This window comes from Novosphingobium hassiacum (assembly GCF_014196055.1).
Taxonomy (GTDB): Bacteria; Pseudomonadota; Alphaproteobacteria; order Sphingomonadales; family Sphingomonadaceae; genus Novosphingobium; species Novosphingobium hassiacum.
This window is the reverse complement of record NZ_JACICY010000005.1, coordinates 158,770-180,313: the sequence shown is the minus strand read 5'-3', so window position 1 is coordinate 180,313 and position 21,544 is coordinate 158,770. Positions and strand designations below refer to the sequence as shown.

Below are 21,544 nucleotides of genomic sequence, written 5' to 3'. Positions count from 1 at the left end.
GATTGCCCGCTCCGCGTTTTGTGCATTGCGCGCCGGTTCTACGGCCCATATCTGCCACTGCACAGGATTTTCCCAGGGGCCCAACGACAATGCCTGAATTTACGCGTCTGGCCCTGCTCGCCTCGCCCACAGACCGTGCGCAGGAGGCCTGCGACGCCTTGCGCAAGAGCCGCGAGTGGGTCGCACCCGAAGACGCACAGGCAGCAGTCGTCATCGGCGGCGACGGGTTCATGCTGCAGACGCTCCACGCCATGATCGATGCCGAACATATCATCCCCGCCTTCGGCCTCAACCTCGGCACCGTCGGCTTCCTGATGAACAAGTACCGCTCGGGCCGCTCGATCGACGAACGCCTCGCCAAGGCCACCCAGATCCAGATTTCGCCGCTGCGCATGACCGCAACCACAAATGCCGGCGAGGTTCATTCAGTCTGCGCGATCAACGAAGTCTCGATCCTGCGCGAAACCCGCCAGACCGCCAAGCTCGAAGTCAGCGTCAACGGCAAGGTGCGCATGCCCGAACTGGCTTGCGACGGCGTGCTCGTGGCAACGCCCGCAGGCTCCACCGCCTACAACCTTTCGGCCAACGGCCCGATCCTGCCGCTGTCCTCGAACATGTTGGCGCTTACCCCGATCAGCCCGTTCCGCCCCCGGCGCTGGCGCGGGGCGATCCTGCCCGAATCCTACGAGATCGTGTTCAAGGCACTGGACGCGGTAAAGCGCCCTGTGCTGGTCGTCGCCGACCAGAAGGAAGTGCGCGATGTCAGCGAGGTACGCGTCAAGGCCTGGCCCGAACACCGCCTCACGCTGATGTTCGACCGCGGCCAGAGCCTGGAAGATCGCATCTTCGCCGAGCAGTTCATGGTCTGAGCCGATTTTGCAAACAGGTGCTTGCCAAACCAAATCCGGGTGGTATTAGCCCGGTCCTGCCCCGGGAGACCGAGGCCGCTCCCTGATAGCTCAGCGGTAGAGTAGGTGACTGTTAATCACTTGGTCGTAGGTTCGAATCCTACTCAGGGAGCCAATTTTTCCCCTCCGGGAACGCACAAGGGCCGCCGCAAGGCGGCCTTTGGCGTTGTGGCTCAGTGATATGTGCTGATTCTGCCGTCGAGAAACGCGTCGAGCACCGCTGGATGGAAGGGCTCGATAAAGCACAGCACCATGCGGAAGCTTCCGCTTGAAACGACCAGCGCCGCGCGGGCTTCGAGGCCCGGCAGGGTCAGCCAGACGCGCGTTCCGGGGCAAGGATTCTCCATGCATTCGATCGCGGCCGAACGGCAGTCCAGCTCGTGGATGTTAACCCTGGCGCGCAGGATACCCCGACGGTAACCCGCCACGATCGTCCCGTCAGAACGTACCGGATCCCAAGGCTGGGTTGCGATTTGCGCATTGCGATCTAGCCACATCGTCCGTCTCCGGTCCCGTGATGGTCCCGATCAATAGGACGGCGCGTTAACCACCGAATTCACCTTGTGACGCGCCATTTCGCCATGCCGCGTAGTGCTACCTAGGCCCTATAAAAAACGGCGCGGGGACCGCTCCCCGCGCCGCCATCAACTCAAATTGCGTCAAGGCTCAGGCAGCAACGCCATGACAATGCTTGTATTTTTGCCCCGAACCGCAGGGGCACGGTGCATTGCGGCTGACGCCCTGCCCGGCGAACGGGTCTTCGCCTTGCTCACCGGCCGTAAGCGCACCTCCGACCTGTGGCGGCAGGGTTCCGAACATCGCAGGTGCCAGCGACGCCGGTTCGGCATCGTTCTCGCCGGTGAACGGATCGATGTGGCTGGTCAGGAAGTCCGGCAACTCGGGCAGCTGGAAATCCTCGGCCGGACGCATCCGAATCTCGCTGGTCATAAGGATGCGCGTCACGTCCTCGCGGATCGCGTCGAGCATCTTCTCGAACAGGCCGAACGCTTCCTGCTTGTACTCGTTGATCGGCGTCTTCTGGGCATAGGCACGCAGGAACACCACCTGGCGCAGCGCGTCGAGCGTCGCCAGATGCTCCTTCCAGTGATGGTCTAGCCGTTCGAGCAGGATCGACTTTTCGAGACCACGCCACGCAGCGGCATCGACCTCGGTGATCTTCGTATCCATGTGCGCATCGGCAGCCGACTGGATGCGCTCCTCGATGGTGTCCGGCTCGATCGCCTCCTCTTCCATCCACTCGCCGAGCGGGATCTCGATGCCAAGCACATCACGCACGCGGTCCTTCAGCGCGTCCTTGTTCCACTGCTCGGGGTACGATCCCGGAGGGCAGGCATCGCCGACAATCGCGTTGACGGTATCGTGGCGCATGTCGGTGACGACATCGCCCACCGCGTCGGCATCCATGATATCGGAGCGCTGCTCGTAGATCACCTTGCGCTGGTCGTTCATCACGTCATCGTATTCGACGACCTGCTTGCGGATGTCGTAATTGCGCGCCTCGACCTTCTTCTGCGCGGTCTCGATCGCCTTCGACAGCCACTTCGATCCGATCGCCTCGCCATCGGCCAGGTTGTTGTTCATCATCTTGGAGAACAGCGTGTCCGGCCCGAATATGCGCAGCAGGTCGTCCTCAAGGCAGAGGTAGAACTTGCTCATGCCCGGATCGCCCTGACGTCCCGAACGGCCGCGCAACTGGTTGTCGATACGGCGGCTTTCGTGCCGCTCGGTGCCGATCACGCACAGGCCACCGGCCTCAAGCACCTTGCGCTTGTCCTCGGCCACTTCGGCACGGATCTTGGCAATCCCGGCATCGCGCTCCGGCCCCTCGGGCACATCGCGCATTTCGTCGTCGATGCGGAACTCGATGTTGCCGCCCAGCTGGATGTCGGTTCCGCGACCGGCCATGTTGGTCGCGATAGTCACCGCGCCCAACCGGCCCGCTTGCGCCACGATATGCGCTTCCATTTCGTGGAAGCGCGCGTTGAGCACATTGTGCGTCACACCTTCCTTGTTGAGGAAGTCCGACAGCAGTTCCGATTTTTCGATCGACACCGTGCCGACCAGCACCGGCTGGCCGATCTCGTGCTTTTCGCGGATCAGCTTGGCGATGGCGCCGAACTTGTCGTGCGTGTTCTTGTAGAACTCGTCCTCGTCATCGATGCGCAGCACCGGCACGTTGGTCGGGATCGACACCACGTTCATCTTGTAGATGTCGAAGAATTCCGGCGCCTCGGTTGCCGCCGTACCGGTCATGCCCGAAATCTTGGGATACATGCGGAAGTAGTTCTGGAACGTGATCGAGGCCATCGTCTGGTTCTCGGGCTCGATCTGTACGCCCTCCTTGGCTTCGACCGCCTGATGCAGCCCGCTCGACCAGCGGCGTCCATCCATCATGCGCCCGGTGAACTCGTCGATGATGACGATCTTGCCGTCCTTGACGATGTAGTCGATGTCGCGCTTAAACATCACATTGGCCTTGAGCGCCTGCTCGAGGTGGTGGACGACCATCGTGTTCTCGACGTCATACAGGTTCGACCCTTCGAGCAGCCCCGCCGTCTCCAGCGCGCGCTCGACCCATTCGACCCCGTCTTCGGTCAGGCTGATGTTCTTGGTCTTTTCGTCGGCCTCGTAGAGCGAAGGGTCGATCGTCTTCACCACCGCATCGACCGACAGGTACAGGTCGCTCTTGTCGTCGGTCGGACCCGAGATGATCAGCGGTGTTCGCGCCTCGTCGATCAGGATCGAGTCCACTTCGTCGACGATCGCGAAATTAAACGGCACGTGGACCATCTGATCGCGCGAGTGCTTCATGTTGTCGCGCAGGTAATCGAAGCCCAACTCGTTGTTGGTGGCGTATGTAATGTCGCTCTCGTACGCAGCCCTGCGCTGCTCCTCGTTGAGGTTCGGCACGATCACGCCGACCGTCAGCCCCAGAAAATTGTAAAGCGCGCTCAGGGTTTCGGCATCGCGGCGGGCGAGGTAATCGTTCACCGTCACCACGTGGACGCCCTTGCGTTCCAGCGCGTTGAGATAGACCGCCAGCGTCGCCACCAGCGTCTTGCCCTCACCCGTGCGCATTTCGGCAATTTCACCGCGATGCAGCACGATGCCGCCGATCATCTGCACGTCGAAATGGCGCAGCCCGAGCGTCCGGATCGAGGCTTCGCGCACGGTTGCAAACGCTTCGGGCAGCAGATCGTCGAGCGTCTTGCCGTCTTCCAGCATCTGCCGAAACTTCGGCGTCTGTGCGGCGAGTTCCTCGTCAGAAAGCGCCTGCAGGTGGGGCTCGAATGCCTCGATCTGGCGGACCAGCTTATCGAGCGACTTTACGTAACGGTCGTTGGAAGAACCAAAGAAGGCCTTGGCGATGGAGCCGAACATGAGCGGATCAATCCTGTCGAATCTGTAGGGTAACGAAACGGCGCGCGTGTCGCGCGTCGGTGCATGGCAAACCGGTTGCCGAAGAACGAGGAGTTACGCGCTATTCGCGCGTGCGGTCGCTCAGCTCGATGCAGGGGCGGATCAGCGCGGGCGCAGGCAGCCACACTGTCTTGCGGCGCGCGGTCGTCCGCTTTTGCGGGACGGCTCCGCCGCGCGCGCAATGCTGCTGACGCTGGTCGATCCCGGCAGACATCGCCACCGAGCTGCCCGCATCCGCCACTTCGGTCTGCGGCACGGCATAGGCCACGCCCGAAAGCGAAAGGCCCGAAAGCATGGCCAGAAGAGCAAGCAGAAAGCGCATCACCATGCCAGATAGGCACTTCGTCGCGCTTCGTCCATCGTGAATGATCTGAAATCGGTTGTCTTTTGCAAAGATCCACGACCTCGCGCCGGGTCAGACGACAACTTGAACCCGCTCCCCGTGCAGGCTAGGCGCTTCCCCATGTCCGACGCCATCTCCCCCCTCGCCTCGCCCTTCCCCGCGCTTCCCGCGATCGCTGGAGCCACGCCGCACATCGTCCGCGCGGGCTACAAGGATTGGGGTCGCTGCGACCTCACCTATATCGAACTGGCCGAAGGCACAGCGGTGGCCGGCGTGTTCACCCGCAACGTCTGCTGTTCATCCGAAGTCGAACTCGGCCGCCAAAACATTGCCCAAGGGCAGGCCCGCGCGCTCGTGGTCAACGCGGGCAATTCCAACGCTTTCACCGGCTATCGCGGACGCGAGGCGGTGGAGCAGATCATGGATCAGGTCGCCGCACACATCGGCTGTGCGCGCGAACAGGTGTTCGTCTCTTCCACTGGCGTGATCGGCGTACCGCTCCCCAAGGACAAGGCCCGCGCCGGGATCGAAGCTGCGCTCCTGGCCGCCCCCTGCACGTGGGAGGACGCGGCCCGCACCATCGGCACGACCGACACCTTCACCAAGGGCGCGACCGCCAGCGCGATGATCGGTGACACCCGCGTCAGCTTCAGCGCGATCATCAAGGGCAGCGGCATGATCGCGCCCGACATGGCCACCATGCTCGGCTACGTCTTCACCGATGCAGCGGTGTCTCCCGCATTCCTGCAGGAATGCCTGTCCGCAGCCAACCGCGAGACGTTCTCCTGCATCACCGTCGACAGCGACACCTCGACCAGCGACACCGTCCTCGCCTTTGCAACGGGCAAGGCGGGCAACTCCCCCCTGACGTCATTCGACAGCCCAGGCGCGGATGCCTTCGCCGCCGCTCTCCACGACATTTGCCGCCAGCTTGCGCACCTCGTTGTTCGGGATGGCGAAGGCGCGCAGAAGTTCATCGCGGTGAGCGTCTCTGGTGCCGTCTCGGACGAGAGCGCGCGAAAGGTGGGCCTTGCCATCGCCAATTCCCCGCTGGTCAAGACCGCCATCGCGGGCGAGGACGCCAACTGGGGCCGCGTCGTCATGGCCGTTGGCAAGGCTGGCGAACCCGCCGACCGCGACCGCCTCTCCATCGGCTTCGGCGGCACCTGGGCCGCGCGCGATGGCCAACCGCTCGCCGACTATGATGAAGCCCCCGTCGCCGCGCATCTGAAAGGCCGCGACATATCGATCGAAGTAGACCTCGGCCTCGGCGAAGGCCGCGCGACCGTGTGGACCTGCGACCTGACCCACGGCTACATCTCGATCAACGCGGACTACCGCTCATGAGCCGCGCGCTAGACACCGCCGTCGCCGCCCTCATGCGTGAGGCGGCAGAGAAGGCGATCCTGCCGCATTACCAGAAGCTGGCTTCGCACGAGATCAACCAAAAGGCTGCGGACGATCTCGTCACCATCGCCGACACCGAAAGCGAAGCCCTGCTCGCAGAAGGCCTCGCCCGGATCCTGCCTGAAGCCGCCATCGTCGGCGAAGAGGCCTCGCACGCCGACGCCCAGGTCATGACCCACCTGTCCGACAGCCTGTGCTGGATCATCGACCCAGTCGATGGCACCAACAACTTCGCTGCCGGAAAGCCGCCGTTCGGCATCATCATCGCGCTCGCCGAAAAGGGCGAAACCGTTGCAGGCTGGATCTACGACCCGCTCTCAGGCCGACTGTGCAGCGCGCATCGCGGCCAAGGCGCATGGATCGACGGCGAACGCTTCACCGCGCGTGCCAGCGGACAACCCAAACCGGTCGCCGCAATCTCGCTCGTCTTCATCGAAGCCGCCCGCCGCGCCGCGCTGCTCGAACACATCGCCCCGCACTACACGCTGGTCGATGTGCCCCGCTGCGCTGCCGAGCAATACCCCCGCATCGGCCTCGGCCAGAACGACGTGTCGATTTTCGAACGCACGCTGGCATGGGACCATGCGGCAGGCGTGCTGTTCCTCAACGAATCCGGCGGCAAGGCCGCACGCCCCGATGGCAGCGCCTTTCGCGTCGACCGCCATCTCGAACCGGGCCTGATCGGCGCCGCCAGCCCCGCCCTGTTCGACGACCTGGCCGAGCGCATGGCAATGCTCTCGCCAAGCGTCTCAAAATAGCGACCAAAAAGGCTCCGCTCCCCCGCGCAGGCGGGGGCCTCAGGCCAAATAATGAATCGCTCAAGGCAGCCGCGTGGTGCCTGAGGTCCCCGCCTTCGCGGGGACGCACAAAGCGCGCGCTAAAACCGCGTACCGTTAAAGCACGCTCTCCAGCCAACCCTTAAGCTGGCTCTTCGGCGCGGCACCCAGCTTCTGAGCAACCGGCTTGCCATCCTTGAACAGGATCATCAGCGGGATCGACTGCACGCCGAACTGGCTGGCGATGTCGGTATTTTCCATGATGTCGACCTTGGCGATCGAGACACGGTCCGCCAGTTCCTCGGAGATTTCCTCGAGCGCCGGTGCGATCATCTTGCACGGCCCGCACCAGTCCGCCCAGAAATCCACGAGCACGGGCTTGTCGCTGCCCAGCACGTCGGTGGCGAAGCTGGCGTCGGTTACGGCTTTGGTCGGCATCGAATGAACTCCTGTAGGTCTGACAATCAATCTAGGGTGCGCTGTCATTCACGCAACCGATCACCCGGAAAAGGATTCCTGCTGTCCGGCAAGGCGCAGCTTTTGTGCGTCGACAAGCTCCTGCGGCAACACGAATAATTGCGGGCTGTGCGTATAAAGCAGCGCAGCCTCAACCGGCACCCCCGGATAGATCGCCTCCAGCGCCGCGACATAGGCCGCCATCTGCCGGATATACGCGCCGGGAATCTCAGCCAGCGAAACCGGCGGCCGTCGCGCCGTCTTGAAATCCACGATCCGGATACGCTCACGCCCGATCACCAGACGATCGACCGTCCCACTGACCACGCGCCCTCCGACAACTGCCGTCAACGGCACCTCGGCCAGCGATTCCTCGCCGAACACATCGGCCCAGTTGGGATCGTCCAATACCCCGACTGCCGACCGCACCATCTCCTCGCGCTCGACCATCCCGAACTCGGCACCGGCCCGCGCCAGCCACGCAAGCCCCGCTTCAAGCCGAGACTCGCGCGCCACCTCCGGCAGCCGCTCGATCAACCGATGCATCAGCGTGCCCCGCCGCGCGGCCAGCATCGCGCCCGGACCGGGCGACGCTGGCGGATCGGGCGCATCGTCCTCACCCAGCGACGACGGTGCCAACGGTCGCGGCGGACGCGGCTCGGCTCCCACAGGCGTCAGCAGCACCTGCGGCAAGGCGATGCGCGCAACCGGCTCGGCCACCGCTTTCGTCGCCGAGAATGGCTGCGGCGCCCCGATCGTCTTGCGCGCGCCCCACAGCGGGCAATGTTCCCACTCGCCTTCGAACAGCGGCTCAAGCTGCGCGTACCAGCTATCCTCGGGCAGTTCGGCTCCGCTCTTGCGCCGCGCCTTGCCCTTGGCCCCGGCGACGAACAGCGCCTCCTCGGCCCGCGTCATCGCCACATAGAGCAAGCGCCAATGTTCCTCGCGCTCGGCCTGCTTGGCCGCGGCTTCCGCTTCGAGCACCGCAGGCGCCTTTTCCTCCTTGCGCAACGGCGGCAGCGGCAGCTTGCGCCGCATGTCGAGGATCTCCTCGACCAGTTCCAGCCCACGCGGCGGCGAGGCGTCCGGATCGTCCGCCGCGTCCGCCAGAATCACGATCGGTGCCTGCAAGCCCTTCGCGCCATGCACGGTCATCACCCGCACCAGCCCGTCGCTCTTGCCCGCCTCACGCTTCAGCTCGCCCTCGCCCGCATCGAACCACTGCAGGAATCCCACCAGACTAGGCACATTGGCGCTCGAATAGGCCATCGCCGCGTTGAGCAGTTCGTCGATCGGATCGTTGGCCTCGCGCCCTAGTCGCGCCACCAGCTTGCGGCGCCCGTCCCACGGCCCAACCAGCAACCAGTGCAACAGCACTTGCGGCGGATCGTAGTCCGCCCGCGCCAGTAAGCCACGCAGCCGCTCCATCGTCTCGAATGTCGCCGGACCCTCGTTGCGCCGCAGCCAGCTCCACAACCGCTCGCGCTCGGGCCGATAGCCATGCTCGAGCAACTGCTCCTGCGACCACCCGATCAGTGGCGATACCAGCAACCCGGCCAGATTGAGATCGTCCAGCGGCTGCGAGGCAAACCGCACCGCCGCCATCAGGTCCTTCACCGCCAGCGGCGCGCCCAATCGCAGCCGGTCCACGCCCGCCACAGGCACGCCGCGCGCGTGCAGCCGCGCCACGATCAGCCCCGCCAGATCCTTGCGCTTGCGCACGAGGATCATCACATCGCCCGCGTCGGCAAGCCGCGACGTGCCCTTGCCCAGCGGAAACCCGACGTCGATCCAGGCCCGCACCTGCCGCGCGATCTTGTCCGCCAACTCACGGTCGGGCCGCGACAGCCAGCCTTCCGCGCCCTCATCAGGCTCCTCGCCATCCTCGGACAGCGCCTCGTCGCCAACCACGCGCCACAGCCCGACCGTACCCGGTATCGGCAGTCCGCGATGCGGCTCGGGCTTTTCGCTAAGGCCGAAGCGGTCCCACCCGATACGCCCGATCGCATCATCGACGAACCCCAGAATCGGGTTTGCCGTACGGAACGACTGCCCCAACCCGAGGTTCAGCAACTCACGCTCCGGATCGCGCAACACCGCCGCCACTTCGGCCAGTTGCTGCTTCACCTTCAGGCTCGCGCGCGCGAAATTCTCGGGGCTGGTCCCCTGAAACCCGAAGATCGCCTGCTTGTAATCGCCCACCACGAACAGCGTGCGCGTCTTTGGTCCGCGCTGCCCTTCCCCGGTGAAGAAGTCTGAAACCAAGCCTTCCAGCACGATCTCCCACTGCGAGGCGTTGGTGTCCTGCGCCTCGTCCACCAGAATATGATCGAACCGACGATCCAGCTTGAAGCGGATCCACTCGCCCGTCGTTTGCTTGGTCAGAAGGTCCGCAGCCGCGCGGATCTGGTCATCGAAGTCAATGAACCCTTCACGCGTCTTGGCCGCATCCCATGCCAACGCAAACCTGCGACCCACCGTCAGCGCGGTGTCGAGCAGCTCAGCCAGATCGACCTTGGCCTTAAACTCGCGCACTGCCTCGATCGAGGCGATTACGCGATCAGCCGCATCCTCATACGATGCATCGATCTTCAGGAGGTTCTTCAGCCACTTGGGCTCACCCTCGGCATTGAGCAGCGCCTTGGCCAGCAATTCGATGTCGCGCGCACGGTCCGCAGGCGAGGCGTCGAGCCACTGCGCCACCGGCCCCGCCATCTTCGCGCCGTTGGCCGTGCCCCAATCCAGCTGCACCTCAAGGCACGACCGCAGCGCCGCAGCGTCAAAAACGCCATCGTCACAGATCGCCGCCAGACCCGCCGCGCAGTCATCGTCGCCCAGTCCAAGCACCCGCGCGATGCGCGGCATCAGCGGCGGGGTCCAAGCTCCCGTCCCCCACCACAGCTCACGCGCCCCGGCGCTGCGCAGCAAGAATGCCTCGACCTGATCCTCGCTCATCCGCAACGACAACGCGGCCAAGGCCTCCAGCAGCGCCTCATCACAGTGCTGCTCGGCCTCGACCAGCATATCGGCCAGCACCTGCCGCACCAGCAGCGCGCGGTCGCGATCCTCCATCGCCCGCGTACCCGGACGAAGCCCCGCCTCCACCGGGAACGACGCCAGCAACCACTGGCAGAACGCATGGATCGTCTCGATCCGCAAGCCACCGCCCGCACAATCGAGCACCGCGGCAAACCGGCTGCGCGCGCGCGCCACCGTCGGCGGATCGAACGGCGCGCCGATCGCCATCAGATCACGCGCAAGCCGCGCGTCGTCCATCCGCACCCAGCTTGCCAGCACTTCGTTGACGCGCGTCGCCATTTCGGCCGCGCCTGCCTTGGTAAACGTCAGGCACAGCAACTGCTCGGGCTCGACCCCGTCCTGCAGCAACAGTCGCAAGACCCGCGCCGATAGCACTTGCGTCTTGCCCGTGCCCGCCGACGCCGAAAGCCACACCGTGCGCAGCGGATCGACCGCGTGCGCCTGATTGTCCTTGAGCGGATAGACCTTGCTCACGCCATGTCCCCGTCGCCCGATCCGGCGCGGTCACGCCCCTGCCACTCATCCAGACGCATCAACTGGTCATAGTCCGAATAGCCCGGCAAGTCGGGGTTGAGCCTTGCGGTGAACGGCTCGCTCCCCAGCAACCATTGCGCAATCGCCTCGCGCAGGAACTGCTCGGTCGCGGGCAGGAACTCTTCGGGCAACAAAGCCGCCCGGTTCGACTTGTCCTTCACTGGAGACTTCAGATAACCGAACCCGCGATCCTTGTTCCGCCCCAGCGACCAGTACTCGAAACGCGCAGGCTCCCCCGCCACCCCCGCGATCCCGCCGCGCTTCGCCAGCAGCCCGATCAGTCCGAGCTGCAACGCGAAACCCTGCTCGACCATCTTGGCCGAGGGCGGCATCCCGGTCTTGTAGTCGACGATCGCCAGCGTACCGTCCGCCAGCTTGTCGATCCGGTCGGCGCGCCCGTGAATGCGGATGCCATCCACCACGATCTCGCCCTTCTGCTCGACCGACAGCACCGTGCGACCTTCACCTGCAAGCCGGTCGGTCTCTGCCTCGATCCACAGCAGCGCGTCGATCAGGCGCGGTCGCCACATCGTCCGCATGAACGGATGCGCGCTCATCTCGTCGAACATCCGCTCGGCAATCGGCACGAGTTCGCCCGGAGCCCCGCCCGCCTCGTGCCAGGCCTTCAGCACATCGTGCACCGCCGTCCCGCGCCACGCGGGCGTCGGGTTGGCATCGATCGGATCGAGCGTTCGCAACCGCAGGATCGCCGAGGCATAGAACTGGTACGGATCGCCGCGCAGCCGGTCGAGCGCCGTCACCGCAATCGGCACCTTGCGCTGTTCGGCCGAAGGCATCGGCTTGGGCTGCGGATAGGGCTCGGCAGGCGCAGCATCGGCAATCGCCTGCGCCAGCTCCACCGCGCGTTCCTCGGTGCGCAACTGCTCGGCCAGCATCGCCTGAATGCGCAGGATAAACCGCGACGGGATCGCCGGACCACTCGCATCGCGCCGCGCGTGGCTCAGCACCACCTCGGGCGCGCCCAGCGCTGCGGCCAGATCGTGTGCTGCAAGGCCAATGCGGAAGTCCGCCCCCGGAATGCCCAGCGCGCGCAGGATCGGCGGCGCGAGCAATGGGTCGGGCGCGGGATTTCCGGGCCACGTTCCTTCGGTCAACCCACCACAGATCACCAGATCCGCGCGGCTCATCCGCGCTTCGAGCAGACCGTAGATCGCCAGACGCGGATGCCCGCCCCACGGCGGACGCACCGCGATTTCCTCCATCGCGTCACGCAACAATGCTGGCAGCTCGGCGCAATCGACCATCGACGGAGCCCCACCCGCAGCCTCGCGCCACCGCTCGACGAACTGCGCCAGACTGCGCCCGTCCGCCTGCGCCCACAGCCCGGTCCCGCACAGCGCCTCGCCAGCCTCGGCCAGCGCGACCAGCGCCATGTCGAGCGGCACCGCGCCTTCCAGCGACACCAGCGGGAACATCAGATCCTCGACGCTCGACCACCACTCGGTCAGCCCCGGAAACGCCTTCTCGCGCTTCTCCACCGCCTGCCGGATCGCGGGCAAGCCCGGCCCCGGCCTCGGCCCGCGCAGCACGAGGTCAAGCTGGCGCACCCGCTCCAGCCAAGCCGGACGCTCCTCGCCAGCGCGCACCAGCGGATGCCCCAGCAGCGCAAGCAGCGGCACCGGCGCAATCCGGTCGGCCACCGCCTCGGCCAGTTGCAGCAAAACCCGCCCCGCCGCCGTCTGCGGCAACGGACGCCCCGCCGTATCATCGGCCACGATGTTCCAGCGCCCCAGATGCGCCACAACCCGCGCGGCTAGGCTGCGGTCGGGCGTTATCACCGCCACGCGCCGCTCGGGCACTTCGATCGCCTCGCGCACCAGCACCGCGATGGCTTGCGCCTCTTCCTCCGGGTTCGCTGACTCCATCACCCGCACGCCTGAAAGCCGCCGGTCCTTCGCCTCGAGCGAAACCCACACCGCGCTCGCTTCGGGCGGCAGGAACAGGTTCGAGATCGCACGACTGCGCTCGGGCGGCGCGGGCGACAGGCCCGAACGGTGCCAAGGCTCCACTTCCCCGCGCGCGATCCCCATGCGGTTGAGCAGCAGCTTCAGATGATACTGCGGATGCGTCACCACATCACCGCGCTCGAACACGCCGCCCTCGGCGCTTCCGGCGCTGCCCAGCGCGTCCCACACATCGTCGCCGAGCGCCAGATCGAGATCGGGCAGGATCACCCCGCCATCGGGAAGCTCCGAAACCACGCGCAGCAACCGCGCGATCGCAGGCGAGGCAGACGTCACCCCCGCCGCAATCACCGGATGCGCAGGTGGCCGCTCGCGCCAGCCCTGCGCCGCATGCGCGAGCAACCGGTTCCGCCGCTCAGGCGCGTCCAACCGGCCCAGTTCGGCCAGTTCCGCCTGCCACCGCGCAAACACCCGCGCAAACAGCGCGGTGTTCGCCCGCCAATGCTCCGAAAGCTCGACCGCGACCCCGACCACCGCCTCGTCGAGCATGTCCTCGACCGCAACACCCTCGACCAGCAGCCGGTCGATCCCCTGCGCAATCCCGCGCGCCTGCCGCAACAGCGATGCCTCGCCCGGCGCCTCAACCCCCAGCTCATCGCGCAGCAATTGCGCCAACCGCAGCAAGCGCCACACCGGATCAACTGCCTCCGGGATATCCACCCCCGCGCCGATCGGATCGAGCAGCGGACCCAGCGTCTCGTCCAGATCGAGATCGCCGATCACCACCATGCGCGGCAACAGCAGACCCGCGCCGCTCGCGCGGACGAAAGCCTCGGTCACGATCCGCACCGCACGCTGGCTCGGCAGCAACAGCGTCAGCTTGGCCAGTCCAAAGCGTTCGTCGCGGTATCGCGGGATCAGCCCCGCCGCCAGCGCGTCGGCAAACCCGCGGTGGGCGGCGATCGACCATACGCGCGGGCGGGATGATGCCTCGCCCATGTCAGTCCTGCCGCAGCGCGGCCTCGGTCGGTGCGATCATCCCCGGTTCGCCCACCTCGTACCACAGGCCAAGGTGCGAAATCCCATACAACCGCCCCTCGGCGATGGCGCGGTCCCACAGCACGGTGGTCGAGAACGGCCCCTCGGGCGCATCCCTCAGCAGCCGGTGCGATACGATCTGGATGCCGCTGTAGATGAACGGCGCGATCCGCCCCGTCCGCCGCCGCGAAATGCGCCCCAGCGGGTCCATGTGGAAATCGCCCTTACCGCGAAAGTTGAACGCGCGCGCGTGCGGCACCAGCAGCAGCAGCGCGTCCATTCGCTCGGCATCCCACGCGTCCGATAGATGCTCGAACACGTTGCGCGGCCCGTCGAGCCACACGTTGTCGCTGTTCAGCGCAAAGAACGGATCGCTCCCGATCAGCGGCAAGGCCTTGACCATCCCGCCCCCGGTCTCGAGCAACTGCCCGCGCTCGTCCGAGATCAGCACCTGCGGCACCACGCGGCGCTCGACATACGCTTCCATCGCATCGGCCAGGTAATGCACGTTGACCACCGCCCGCGCGATGCCCGCTTCTTGCAGTTTGTCGAGGCAGTGGTCGATCAGCGGCTTGCCGCCCACGCGCACCAGCGGCTTGGGACGCGTCGCGGTCAGCGGCCGCATCCGCTTGCCCAGCCCTGCCGAGAGGATCATCGCCACGTCGCTCGCCAGCGGTTTGCTCATGCCTCGAATTTGCCGCCAAGGCTTGCACGAACGTCAGCCGGAATGTTCACGGCAAACCATTCCGCCACCGGCGCCAACGCGGGATGTGCCAGATCCCGCTCCATCAGCGCCCACACCCGGGGTATGTAATCGAGATAGCGCGGCTTGCCGTCGCGCTTCCACAGCCGCACAAAAATGCCCACGATCTTGGCGTTGCGCTGCGCCCCCAACCGCGCATAGTCCGCGCGGAAATCCTCACCCTCGCCCGACCGCTCGATATAATGATCGAGCATCTTGGCTTCCAGTTCGGGCGATACATCGCGCCGCGCATCCTGCAGCAGGGAAACCAGATCGTAGGCCGCATGCCCCACCAGCGCGTCCTGAAAATCGAGCAACCCCTGCTTGTCCAGCCCACCCACCAGCATCACGTTTTCGGCATGATAGTCGCGCAACACGGTCACCCCGGGCCGCTGCCGCGACAGCAAGGGCGCAAGCGCCTGATCCCACGCCGTCGTCCACGCCCGCCCATCGACGTAGAGTCCGCGCGCCGGCACGAACCAGTCGACGAACAGCTTGGCCTCGCGCTGGTATTCGGCGAGGGTATAGCTTGTGAACGGCCCCGGCGGCAGACGCCTCAACTGCAACAGCGCGTCGATGGCGTTACGGTAGATCTCTTCCTCGTCCTGCGGCCAGGCATCCAGATACTCGCGCATCCGCACGTCACCGAAGTCTTCGAGCAGCACGAACCCGTCTTCGGCCTGTTCTGCCAGGATGATCGGCGCGCGCAGCCCATTCGATTCGAGCCACTTGGCCGAACGGATAAACGGCTGCGGGTCCTCGTTCGGCGGCGGCGCATGCATCAGCATTGCCGTGCCGTTGGATCGACGAATACGGAAGTAGCGCCGGAACGAGGCGTCGCCGGGCAAAGGCTCGATCGTCGCGCCAACCCAGCCAGCCTGGTTGAGAAACGCTTCTGCGCCCGAAGGGATGGTCAGGTCCATGAGCCTCGCTCTAGCCAAGCAGACCCTGCCGATACAATGGCCCGCCGCCCGTTTTCGGTGGATTCAAGACTGATCGACAGACATCCGGGCTCATGCGCGAACCCGCCCGCGTTCTCGGGCCACTCCGCCAGCAGCGCCGCGCCGTCGCGATAGTCGTCGAGCCCGATCTCGTCGGCCTCGGCCGGATCGTTCAAACGATAGAAATCGGCGTGGACCAGCGGCAGCCGCACCAGCGGCGGATCGTAGACCTCGATGATCGCAAAGCTCGGGCTCGGCACTTCGCCCTCATGCCCCAGGCCTGCGATGATCGCGCGCGCCAGCGTCGTCTTGCCCGCGCCCAACCCGCCTGACAGCGCGACGACATCGCCAGCGCGCAAGTCCGCCGCAATCCGTCCCGCCAGAGCCCGCGACGCGTCCATATCCGGCAGTTCGACAATCACGGCAGCACGACGATCGCACTCGTGCCCAGCCCCGGCTCGGACATCAGTTCCAGCGTCCCGCCATGCGCCTCGATCACTTGCCGCACCAATGGCAGCCCCAGCCCCTGCCGCCGCTCGACCGACTTGCCATCTGCGCTGACCTTCAGTCCCTCCAGCGCGCGAACCAGTATCGCCGGTTCCATCCCGCGCCCGTTGTCAGACACCACGACCTGCAGCTTCGCACCCCGCTTGCGACTGGCTTCAACCAGAATGCGCCCGCCCTCGGGCGTCGCCGCAATCGCATTGTCCACCAGTTGCCCGAATGCGCGCTGCAGCCTGCGCGCGTCACCGATTACTGAACCTGCCGATCTGTCGCCGCGCAAGTCCAGCGTCAGCCTCGCCGCCGACAACCGTTCCGCCCGCTCCTGCACGACCTGCGTCAGCAGCGGGAACACCTCGACCTTTTCCTGCTTCAGAGGCAGCGTCCCCGCTTCGCTCTGTGAAAGATCCAGCACGTTCTCGATCTGCTCGCCCAAGCGCTCGACCGATGACAGGATCGCGGCGACATAATCGTTCTGCTGCTCGGTCAAGGCACCCGCCAGACCGCTCTGCAACAGCTCTGCAAACCCGCCGATCGATGTCAGCGGCGTCCTGAATTCATAGCTCATGTTGGCAATGAACCGCGTCTTCACTGCGTCCGCTTCGACCAGTGCGGCGTTGCGCTCGCGCAGGGCCTGCTCGGCTTTCTGCGAATCCGTGATGTCGAGCACGGTCAGCATCCCGTTGCCATCGGGCAGCGGCACGCCCGCCAGCGCGAGATGCCGACCGTCGGCGAGCATCAGCCGCCCGCTACGCTGCTTGCGCTCCAGCGTCGCGCCCTGAATGACCTGCGCGATCGTGCCCACTTGCGCGGGCCGCTTCAACTGCGGCGCGATCTGGTTCAACAGCACATCGGCGCGCGGATGCGTGGCAAGGAATTCCTCATCCAGCCCCCAATCGGCTGCAAACCGCCGGTTCCACAGCTGCAACTTCGCATCGGGCGCAAACACCGCGAGCGATTCGAACAGGTTGTCGAACGTCGCCGTCCGCGTGCGCAACAGCGTGTCGCGCGTTGCCGAAAGCTGGAGTTGCTCGGTGCGATCCTCGAAGATCATCAGCAGCCCGCCATCGGGCATCGGCTGGCCGACCACACGCAAGTGCGTGCCATCCGAAAGGTGCCACGATTCCTCTTTGGGCTCGCGCGCCAGGAACCAGCTCTGCCGCTCGCGCCGCCATTCGGGAAAATCGCGCACTTCCGGCAGACGCCCCGCATCGCGCAACCGGTCGATCACCCGGTCGAACGGCGGCGTGTCCACCACCCAGGCCTGCGGGACAGAGAATATCCGCAGGAACGGCTGGTTGGCGAAGACCAGGTTGCGCTTGTCATCGAACTGCGCGATCCCTGCTGAGAGCGTGTCGAGCATCTCGCGCTGCGCTTCGCGGAACCGGCGGAACTGGCGGATCAGCTCCTCCATTTCCTCGATATCGACCGCATATCCGGCAACGCCCTCGTCGCCCAATGGCAGGTCGGTCACCCGCAACGCTCGCCGCTGCCCCTTGATCGTGGCGAGCAGCGACCGCTCGATCGGCACCATCCGCGAAGCCGCCTGCCGCGCGACTTGCGCCGCCGACAAGCGGTCGACCGGCTCGATCAGCTCGATCCCTTCGGCGATCACCACATCGGCACTGGCCGCGCCGACCGCCTTGACATAGGCACTGTTGACCAGCCGCAGCTTGAAATCCGGTCCGCGGAACCACATCGGCAGCGGTGCGGCCTCGATCAGACCCGAAAGCCCGGCGAAATCGGCCTTGGCGGCGCTCGTCTCGGTGCGCAGCTTGACCAGTTCGGCCTCGCTTTCGGAAAAGTCGAAGAACCACACCAGCGCCGCGCCACCGGGCGATACCTGGGGGTCTGCCAGATGCCCGTGCGCCGCGATACTGCGCGTGCCCCCGCGCGGCATCAGTGCCAAACGGAACGGTGCCCCGGTTTTCTGCGCCCGTCGCACCGCATCCATCAGCCGCGAAAGCTCGACCTCATCGAGCCCATGCTCACCGGCATCCAGTTCGGACAGGTAGCCCGGCATCGCGTCCAGACCGAGCCATCCCGCCAGCCGCGATGGCCCCTCGATCCGCCCGTCGGCGCGTACCAGCAAAGGCAGCGCCGGCGCTTCGTCGATCATCCGCGCCAGTCGCCGCGCCTGCCGCTGAACCGCCTCGCCTCGCCGCGCCCGACGCCGCGCCTCAAGCACGAACCACCCCGCGCCTACCGTCCACACGGCAAGCAGCAGGCCGATCGACACCAACACGGTCTGGTTGAGCAACGGCATTGCCTCATCGCTACGGTTTGCCCGGACGAATTACAATGCCGCGCATTAGTTACCCCGCCCAAACAACGAAGCCCCCGCAAATTGCGAGGGCTTCGTGTATTCAAAGTCATCTACCCGCTCCCCCGCGAAGGCGGGGGCCTCAGGCCGAATAAAACTGCTGTCGAGCAATGCGGCCCGAGGTCCCCGCCTTCGCAGGGACTCGGATCACACCGCTCAATAGCGGTAGTGATCCGGCTTGAACGGGCCTTGCTCGGGCACACCGATATAGTCGGCCTGCTTCTTCGAAAGCGTCGTCAGCTTCACACCCAGCTTCTCGAGATGCAGCGCGGCGACCTTTTCATCGAGGTGCTTGGGCAGTACATAGACGTCGTTCTTGTACTGGCCCGGGTTGGTGAACAGTTCGATCTGCGCCAGCGTCTGATTGGTGAAGCTCGCCGACATCACGAAGCTCGGGTGACCCGTCGCGCAGCCCAGGTTGACCAGGCGGCCCTTGGCAAGAATGATGATCTGCTTGCCGTCGGGGAACTCGACCAGATCGGTGCCCGGCTTCACTTCGGTCCAGTTGTAGTTGTCGAGAGCGGAAATCTGGATCTCGCTGTCGAAGTGACCGATGTTGCTGACGATCGCCATCGGCTTCATCGCCTTCATGTGCTCGGCGGTGATCACGTCTTCGTTGCCGGTCGCGGTCACGAAGATGTCGCAGCGCGTGACGGCCTCTTCCATCGTGACGACTTCATAGCCTTCCATCGCCGCCTGCAGCGCGCAGATCGGATCGACTTCGGTCACCATGACGCGTGCGCCACCCTGACGAAGCGAGGCAGCCGAACCCTTGCCGACGTCGCCGAACCCGGCAACGCAGGCAACCTTGCCCGCCAGCATCACGTCGGTGGCGCGACGGATCGCGTCGACCAGCGATTCCTTGCAACCGTAGAGGTTGTCGAACTTCGACTTGGTCACGCTGTCGTTCACGTTGATCGCGGGGAAAGGCAGCTTGCCCTCCTTGGCGATCTGGTAAAGGCGGTGAACGCCCGTGGTGGTCTCTTCCGAAACGCCCTTGATCGCCTTGACCGACGCGGTCAGGTAACCCGGCTTCTTCTTGAGGAACGCGTTCAGCGCGCGAACGAATTCGATTTCTTCGGCGTTCGAAGGCTCGAACAGCTTTTCGCCCGCTTCGACGCGCGCGCCCCACAGCGCGAACATCGTGGCATCGCCGCCATCGTCGAGGATCATGTTGGCGGTGATGTCGTCACCCCAGTCGAAGATCGAACCGACATAATCCCAGTAATCGGCCAGGCTCTCGCCCTTGATCGCGAATACCGGGATACCGGCAGCAGCGATTGCGGCGGCGGCATGGTCCTGCGTCGAAAAGATGTTGCAGGTTGCCCAACGCACGTCTGCGCCAAGCGCGGTCAGCGTCTCGATCAACACGGCGGTCTGGATCGTCATGTGCAGCGATCCGGTGATCCGCGCGCCCTTGAGCGGCTGCGATGCGCCGAATTCGCTGCGCAGCGCCATCAGACCCGGCATTTCGGTTTCAGCGATGCGGATTTCGGCGCGGCCGAATTCGGCAAGGCCGATATCGGCGATCACATAGTCGTTCTTGGCGTCAAGCACGCTGGCCACAAGGCTTCTCCTGATAAATCTCGTGCGCACCGCAGCGCGCTATCGCCGCCCCATAGCGTGACCCGTTCACTCGTGCAAACATAATATAAAGACTTCTTTATATCGCACCTACGCATCGTCACGTCTGATGCCCCGTTGCGTCGTGGCACAGGCCTCCTATATCCCGTGAGCAAGCCGGTTCCGGCAGTCCGGACCGGATACTCACGAAAGGATTTTGGGGATGACAATCGCTGTTGGTGATACACTGCCCGACGTAAAGATCGTCAAGGCCACGGCCGAAGGCAACGAAGCGGTTCAATCGACCGACTTCTTCAAGGGCAAGAAAGTCGCCCTGTTCTCGGTCCCCGGTGCCTTCACGCCGACCTGCTCGGCCAAGCACCTTCCGGGCTATGTCGAAAAGGCCGCCGACCTCAAGGCCAAGGGCATCGACGAAATCGCCTGCACCGCGGTCAACGATCCGTTCGTGATGAAGGCCTGGGGCGCTGCCACCGGCTCGCCCGACGTCACCATGCTCGCAGACGGCAACGGCGACCTCGCCGAAGCGCTCGGCCTGACCATGGACGGTTCGGGCTTTGGCCTGGGCAAGCGCGGCCAGCGCTTCTCGATGGTCGTCAACGATGGCGTTGTCGAGCAGCTGTTCGTCGAAGCCCCGGGCGACTTCAAGGTCTCCTCGGCCGAGCACATGCTCGAGAATATCTGATTGTTAGCCGGTTACTGGCGCCCCCGCGAAAGCGGGGGCCTCAGGCCGGATAGCTCCCGATACCCTCGCCGTCGCGGGGGATCAGCGCAAATATCCTAAAAAGACAGCCGGACCCGCCCCAGCACCCGGTCGCCCGCGTGCTTCAGATCGGCGAACCGCGAAGTCGCCACTTGCGACGTGTCCACATCGGTCCCCGCATAATCGACCCCGATCGTGAAGGGGAACTGGTTGTATTCCAACCCCACCCGCCAGTCGGCATAGTCGCCCGCAGGCCGCAACCGCGCCGACCGCGCATCCTTGGTATCGCCGGTAGTATACCCGACAGAAGCCGCGACGGTCACCGGAAACGCCGGAATTCCAAAGTTCGCCGATCCGCGCAAATACAGGTTATCTCCGCCGATCGAAGCCTGGCTCGGCGCATAGAACGCATCCGCCTTCACCTGCAGCGGTCCGATCGAATAGCGCGCGCCCAGCCCCAGCTCGCCGTAATTCATGTTCCGGTCAGCGCCACCGAACACGTGCCCGATGGCTTCGCTCCGCACGGTAAACCCGCTGAGGTCCCAGTCCTTGCCCAGCGCGATGTCACCCACGACATCGGCGTCGGCATGACGATCCGACTTGCGCAACATCGCCACCCGCGCCGCCACGTCGAACCCGCCAAACCCGGCCGAGGCGTCAACCGACGCAGACACCTCGCCATCGCTCCAGCTCAACCCGCGCCGAACCTCGTCGGTCGTCGCCTCGACGCCGAAATCCACCGACTGCGCGTGCACCGCCGAACACGCCAGCGACGTCACCAGCCCGGCAACGCCGATGCGCAAAACTCTGCAGCTCATTTCAAGTCCCCGACCACTATACGCTGCACGCCTAGCCGCATCGCCCGATAGCGCGACCGCTTTGCGAC

The 21,544-nt window shown here is 65.2% G+C and carries 16 protein-coding genes and 1 tRNA gene; 5 read left to right on the top strand and 12 right to left on the bottom strand.

What is annotated here, in order from left to right:
• The first annotated feature begins 89 nt into the window (after nucleotides 1-89).
• Both GGQ88_RS11870 and GGQ88_RS11865 read left to right on the top strand, forming a co-directional pair.
• Complete coding sequence (locus tag GGQ88_RS11870) at nucleotides 90-869, top strand: NAD kinase (RefSeq protein ID WP_183613478.1); 780 nt, start codon at nucleotides 90-92, stop codon at nucleotides 867-869.
• A 79-nt stretch (nucleotides 870-948) separates the two neighbouring features.
• Nucleotides 949-1,023, top strand: a tRNA-Asn gene (locus GGQ88_RS11865).
• 58 nt (nucleotides 1,024-1,081) lie between these two features.
• Here the strand turns inward: GGQ88_RS11865 and GGQ88_RS11860 are convergent.
• From GGQ88_RS11860 to GGQ88_RS11850, 3 genes are all read right to left on the bottom strand, one after another.
• Complete coding sequence (locus tag GGQ88_RS11860; RefSeq protein ID WP_183613476.1) at nucleotides 1,082-1,405, bottom strand: hypothetical protein; 324 nt, start codon at nucleotides 1,403-1,405, stop codon at nucleotides 1,082-1,084.
• A gap of 169 nt (nucleotides 1,406-1,574) precedes the next feature.
• The gene (gene secA, locus GGQ88_RS11855) at nucleotides 1,575-4,310 is read right to left on the bottom strand and encodes a preprotein translocase subunit SecA (RefSeq protein WP_183613474.1); all 2,736 of its coding nucleotides are present in this window, start codon (nucleotides 4,308-4,310) and stop codon (nucleotides 1,575-1,577) included.
• Between the two features lie 100 nt (nucleotides 4,311-4,410).
• The gene (locus GGQ88_RS11850) at nucleotides 4,411-4,671 is read right to left on the bottom strand and encodes a hypothetical protein (RefSeq protein WP_183613472.1); all 261 of its coding nucleotides are present in this window, start codon (nucleotides 4,669-4,671) and stop codon (nucleotides 4,411-4,413) included.
• 141 nt (nucleotides 4,672-4,812) lie between these two features.
• On the opposite strand from GGQ88_RS11850, the gene argJ reads away from it, so the two are divergent.
• Both argJ and GGQ88_RS11840 read left to right on the top strand, forming a co-directional pair.
• Nucleotides 4,813-6,039, top strand: coding sequence for a bifunctional glutamate N-acetyltransferase/amino-acid acetyltransferase ArgJ (argJ, locus tag GGQ88_RS11845; RefSeq protein WP_183613470.1), 1,227 nt, complete (start codon nucleotides 4,813-4,815; stop codon nucleotides 6,037-6,039).
• Nucleotides 6,036-6,857, top strand: coding sequence for an inositol monophosphatase family protein (locus tag GGQ88_RS11840; protein ID WP_183613469.1), 822 nt, complete (start codon nucleotides 6,036-6,038; stop codon nucleotides 6,855-6,857). Before argJ ends, GGQ88_RS11840 begins: the two co-directional genes overlap by 4 nt.
• A 135-nt stretch (nucleotides 6,858-6,992) precedes the next feature.
• Here GGQ88_RS11840 and trxA read toward each other — a convergent pair whose 3' ends face one another.
• The 8 genes from trxA to ahcY all read right to left on the bottom strand — a co-directional run bounded on the left by trxA (nucleotide 6,993) and on the right by ahcY (nucleotide 19,940).
• Nucleotides 6,993-7,313 carry a thioredoxin gene (gene trxA / locus GGQ88_RS11835; protein ID WP_183613468.1) on the bottom strand — a complete coding sequence of 107 codons (321 nt, stop codon included), beginning with the start codon at nucleotides 7,311-7,313 and terminating at the stop codon, nucleotides 6,993-6,995.
• Between the two features lie 60 nt (nucleotides 7,314-7,373).
• On the bottom strand, nucleotides 7,374-10,844 hold the full coding sequence (gene addA / locus GGQ88_RS11830; RefSeq protein WP_183613466.1) for a double-strand break repair helicase AddA: 3,471 nt from the start codon (nucleotides 10,842-10,844) through the stop codon (nucleotides 7,374-7,376).
• A complete protein-coding gene (gene addB / locus GGQ88_RS11825) occupies nucleotides 10,841-13,828 on the bottom strand; it encodes a double-strand break repair protein AddB (RefSeq protein WP_183613464.1) in 2,988 nt (995 codons plus the stop codon). Before addB ends, addA begins: the two co-directional genes overlap by 4 nt.
• A 1-nt stretch (nucleotide 13,829) precedes the next feature.
• Nucleotides 13,830-14,552, bottom strand: a complete 723-nt coding sequence (locus GGQ88_RS11820; protein WP_183613462.1) for a nucleotidyltransferase family protein — start codon at nucleotides 14,550-14,552, stop codon at nucleotides 13,830-13,832.
• Nucleotides 14,549-15,532: an aminoglycoside phosphotransferase family protein gene (locus GGQ88_RS11815; RefSeq protein ID WP_183613460.1), complete on the bottom strand. Its 984-nt coding sequence runs from the start codon at nucleotides 15,530-15,532 to the stop codon at nucleotides 14,549-14,551. The genes GGQ88_RS11820 and GGQ88_RS11815 overlap by 4 nt, the downstream gene beginning before the upstream one ends.
• The gene (gene tsaE, locus GGQ88_RS11810; protein WP_425490442.1) at nucleotides 15,523-15,972 is read right to left on the bottom strand and encodes a tRNA (adenosine(37)-N6)-threonylcarbamoyltransferase complex ATPase subunit type 1 TsaE; all 450 of its coding nucleotides are present in this window, start codon (nucleotides 15,970-15,972) and stop codon (nucleotides 15,523-15,525) included. The genes GGQ88_RS11815 and tsaE overlap by 10 nt, the downstream gene beginning before the upstream one ends.
• Entirely contained in the window at nucleotides 15,969-18,317 is a 2,349-nt protein-coding gene (locus tag GGQ88_RS11805; RefSeq protein WP_183613456.1) for a sensor histidine kinase, read from the bottom strand. The genes tsaE and GGQ88_RS11805 overlap by 4 nt, the downstream gene beginning before the upstream one ends.
• A 213-nt stretch (nucleotides 18,318-18,530) precedes the next feature.
• The gene (ahcY, locus tag GGQ88_RS11800) at nucleotides 18,531-19,940 is read right to left on the bottom strand and encodes an adenosylhomocysteinase (protein ID WP_183613454.1); all 1,410 of its coding nucleotides are present in this window, start codon (nucleotides 19,938-19,940) and stop codon (nucleotides 18,531-18,533) included.
• Nucleotides 19,941-20,160: 220 nt separating this feature from the next.
• On the opposite strand from ahcY, the gene GGQ88_RS11795 reads away from it, so the two are divergent.
• Complete coding sequence (locus GGQ88_RS11795) at nucleotides 20,161-20,640, top strand: peroxiredoxin (RefSeq protein ID WP_183613452.1); 480 nt, start codon at nucleotides 20,161-20,163, stop codon at nucleotides 20,638-20,640.
• A gap of 95 nt (nucleotides 20,641-20,735) precedes the next feature.
• On the opposite strand, the gene GGQ88_RS11790 is transcribed toward GGQ88_RS11795, so the two are convergent.
• Entirely contained in the window at nucleotides 20,736-21,476 is a 741-nt protein-coding gene (locus tag GGQ88_RS11790) for a TorF family putative porin (RefSeq protein ID WP_183613450.1), read from the bottom strand.
• Nucleotides 21,477-21,544: the final 68 nt, after the last annotated feature.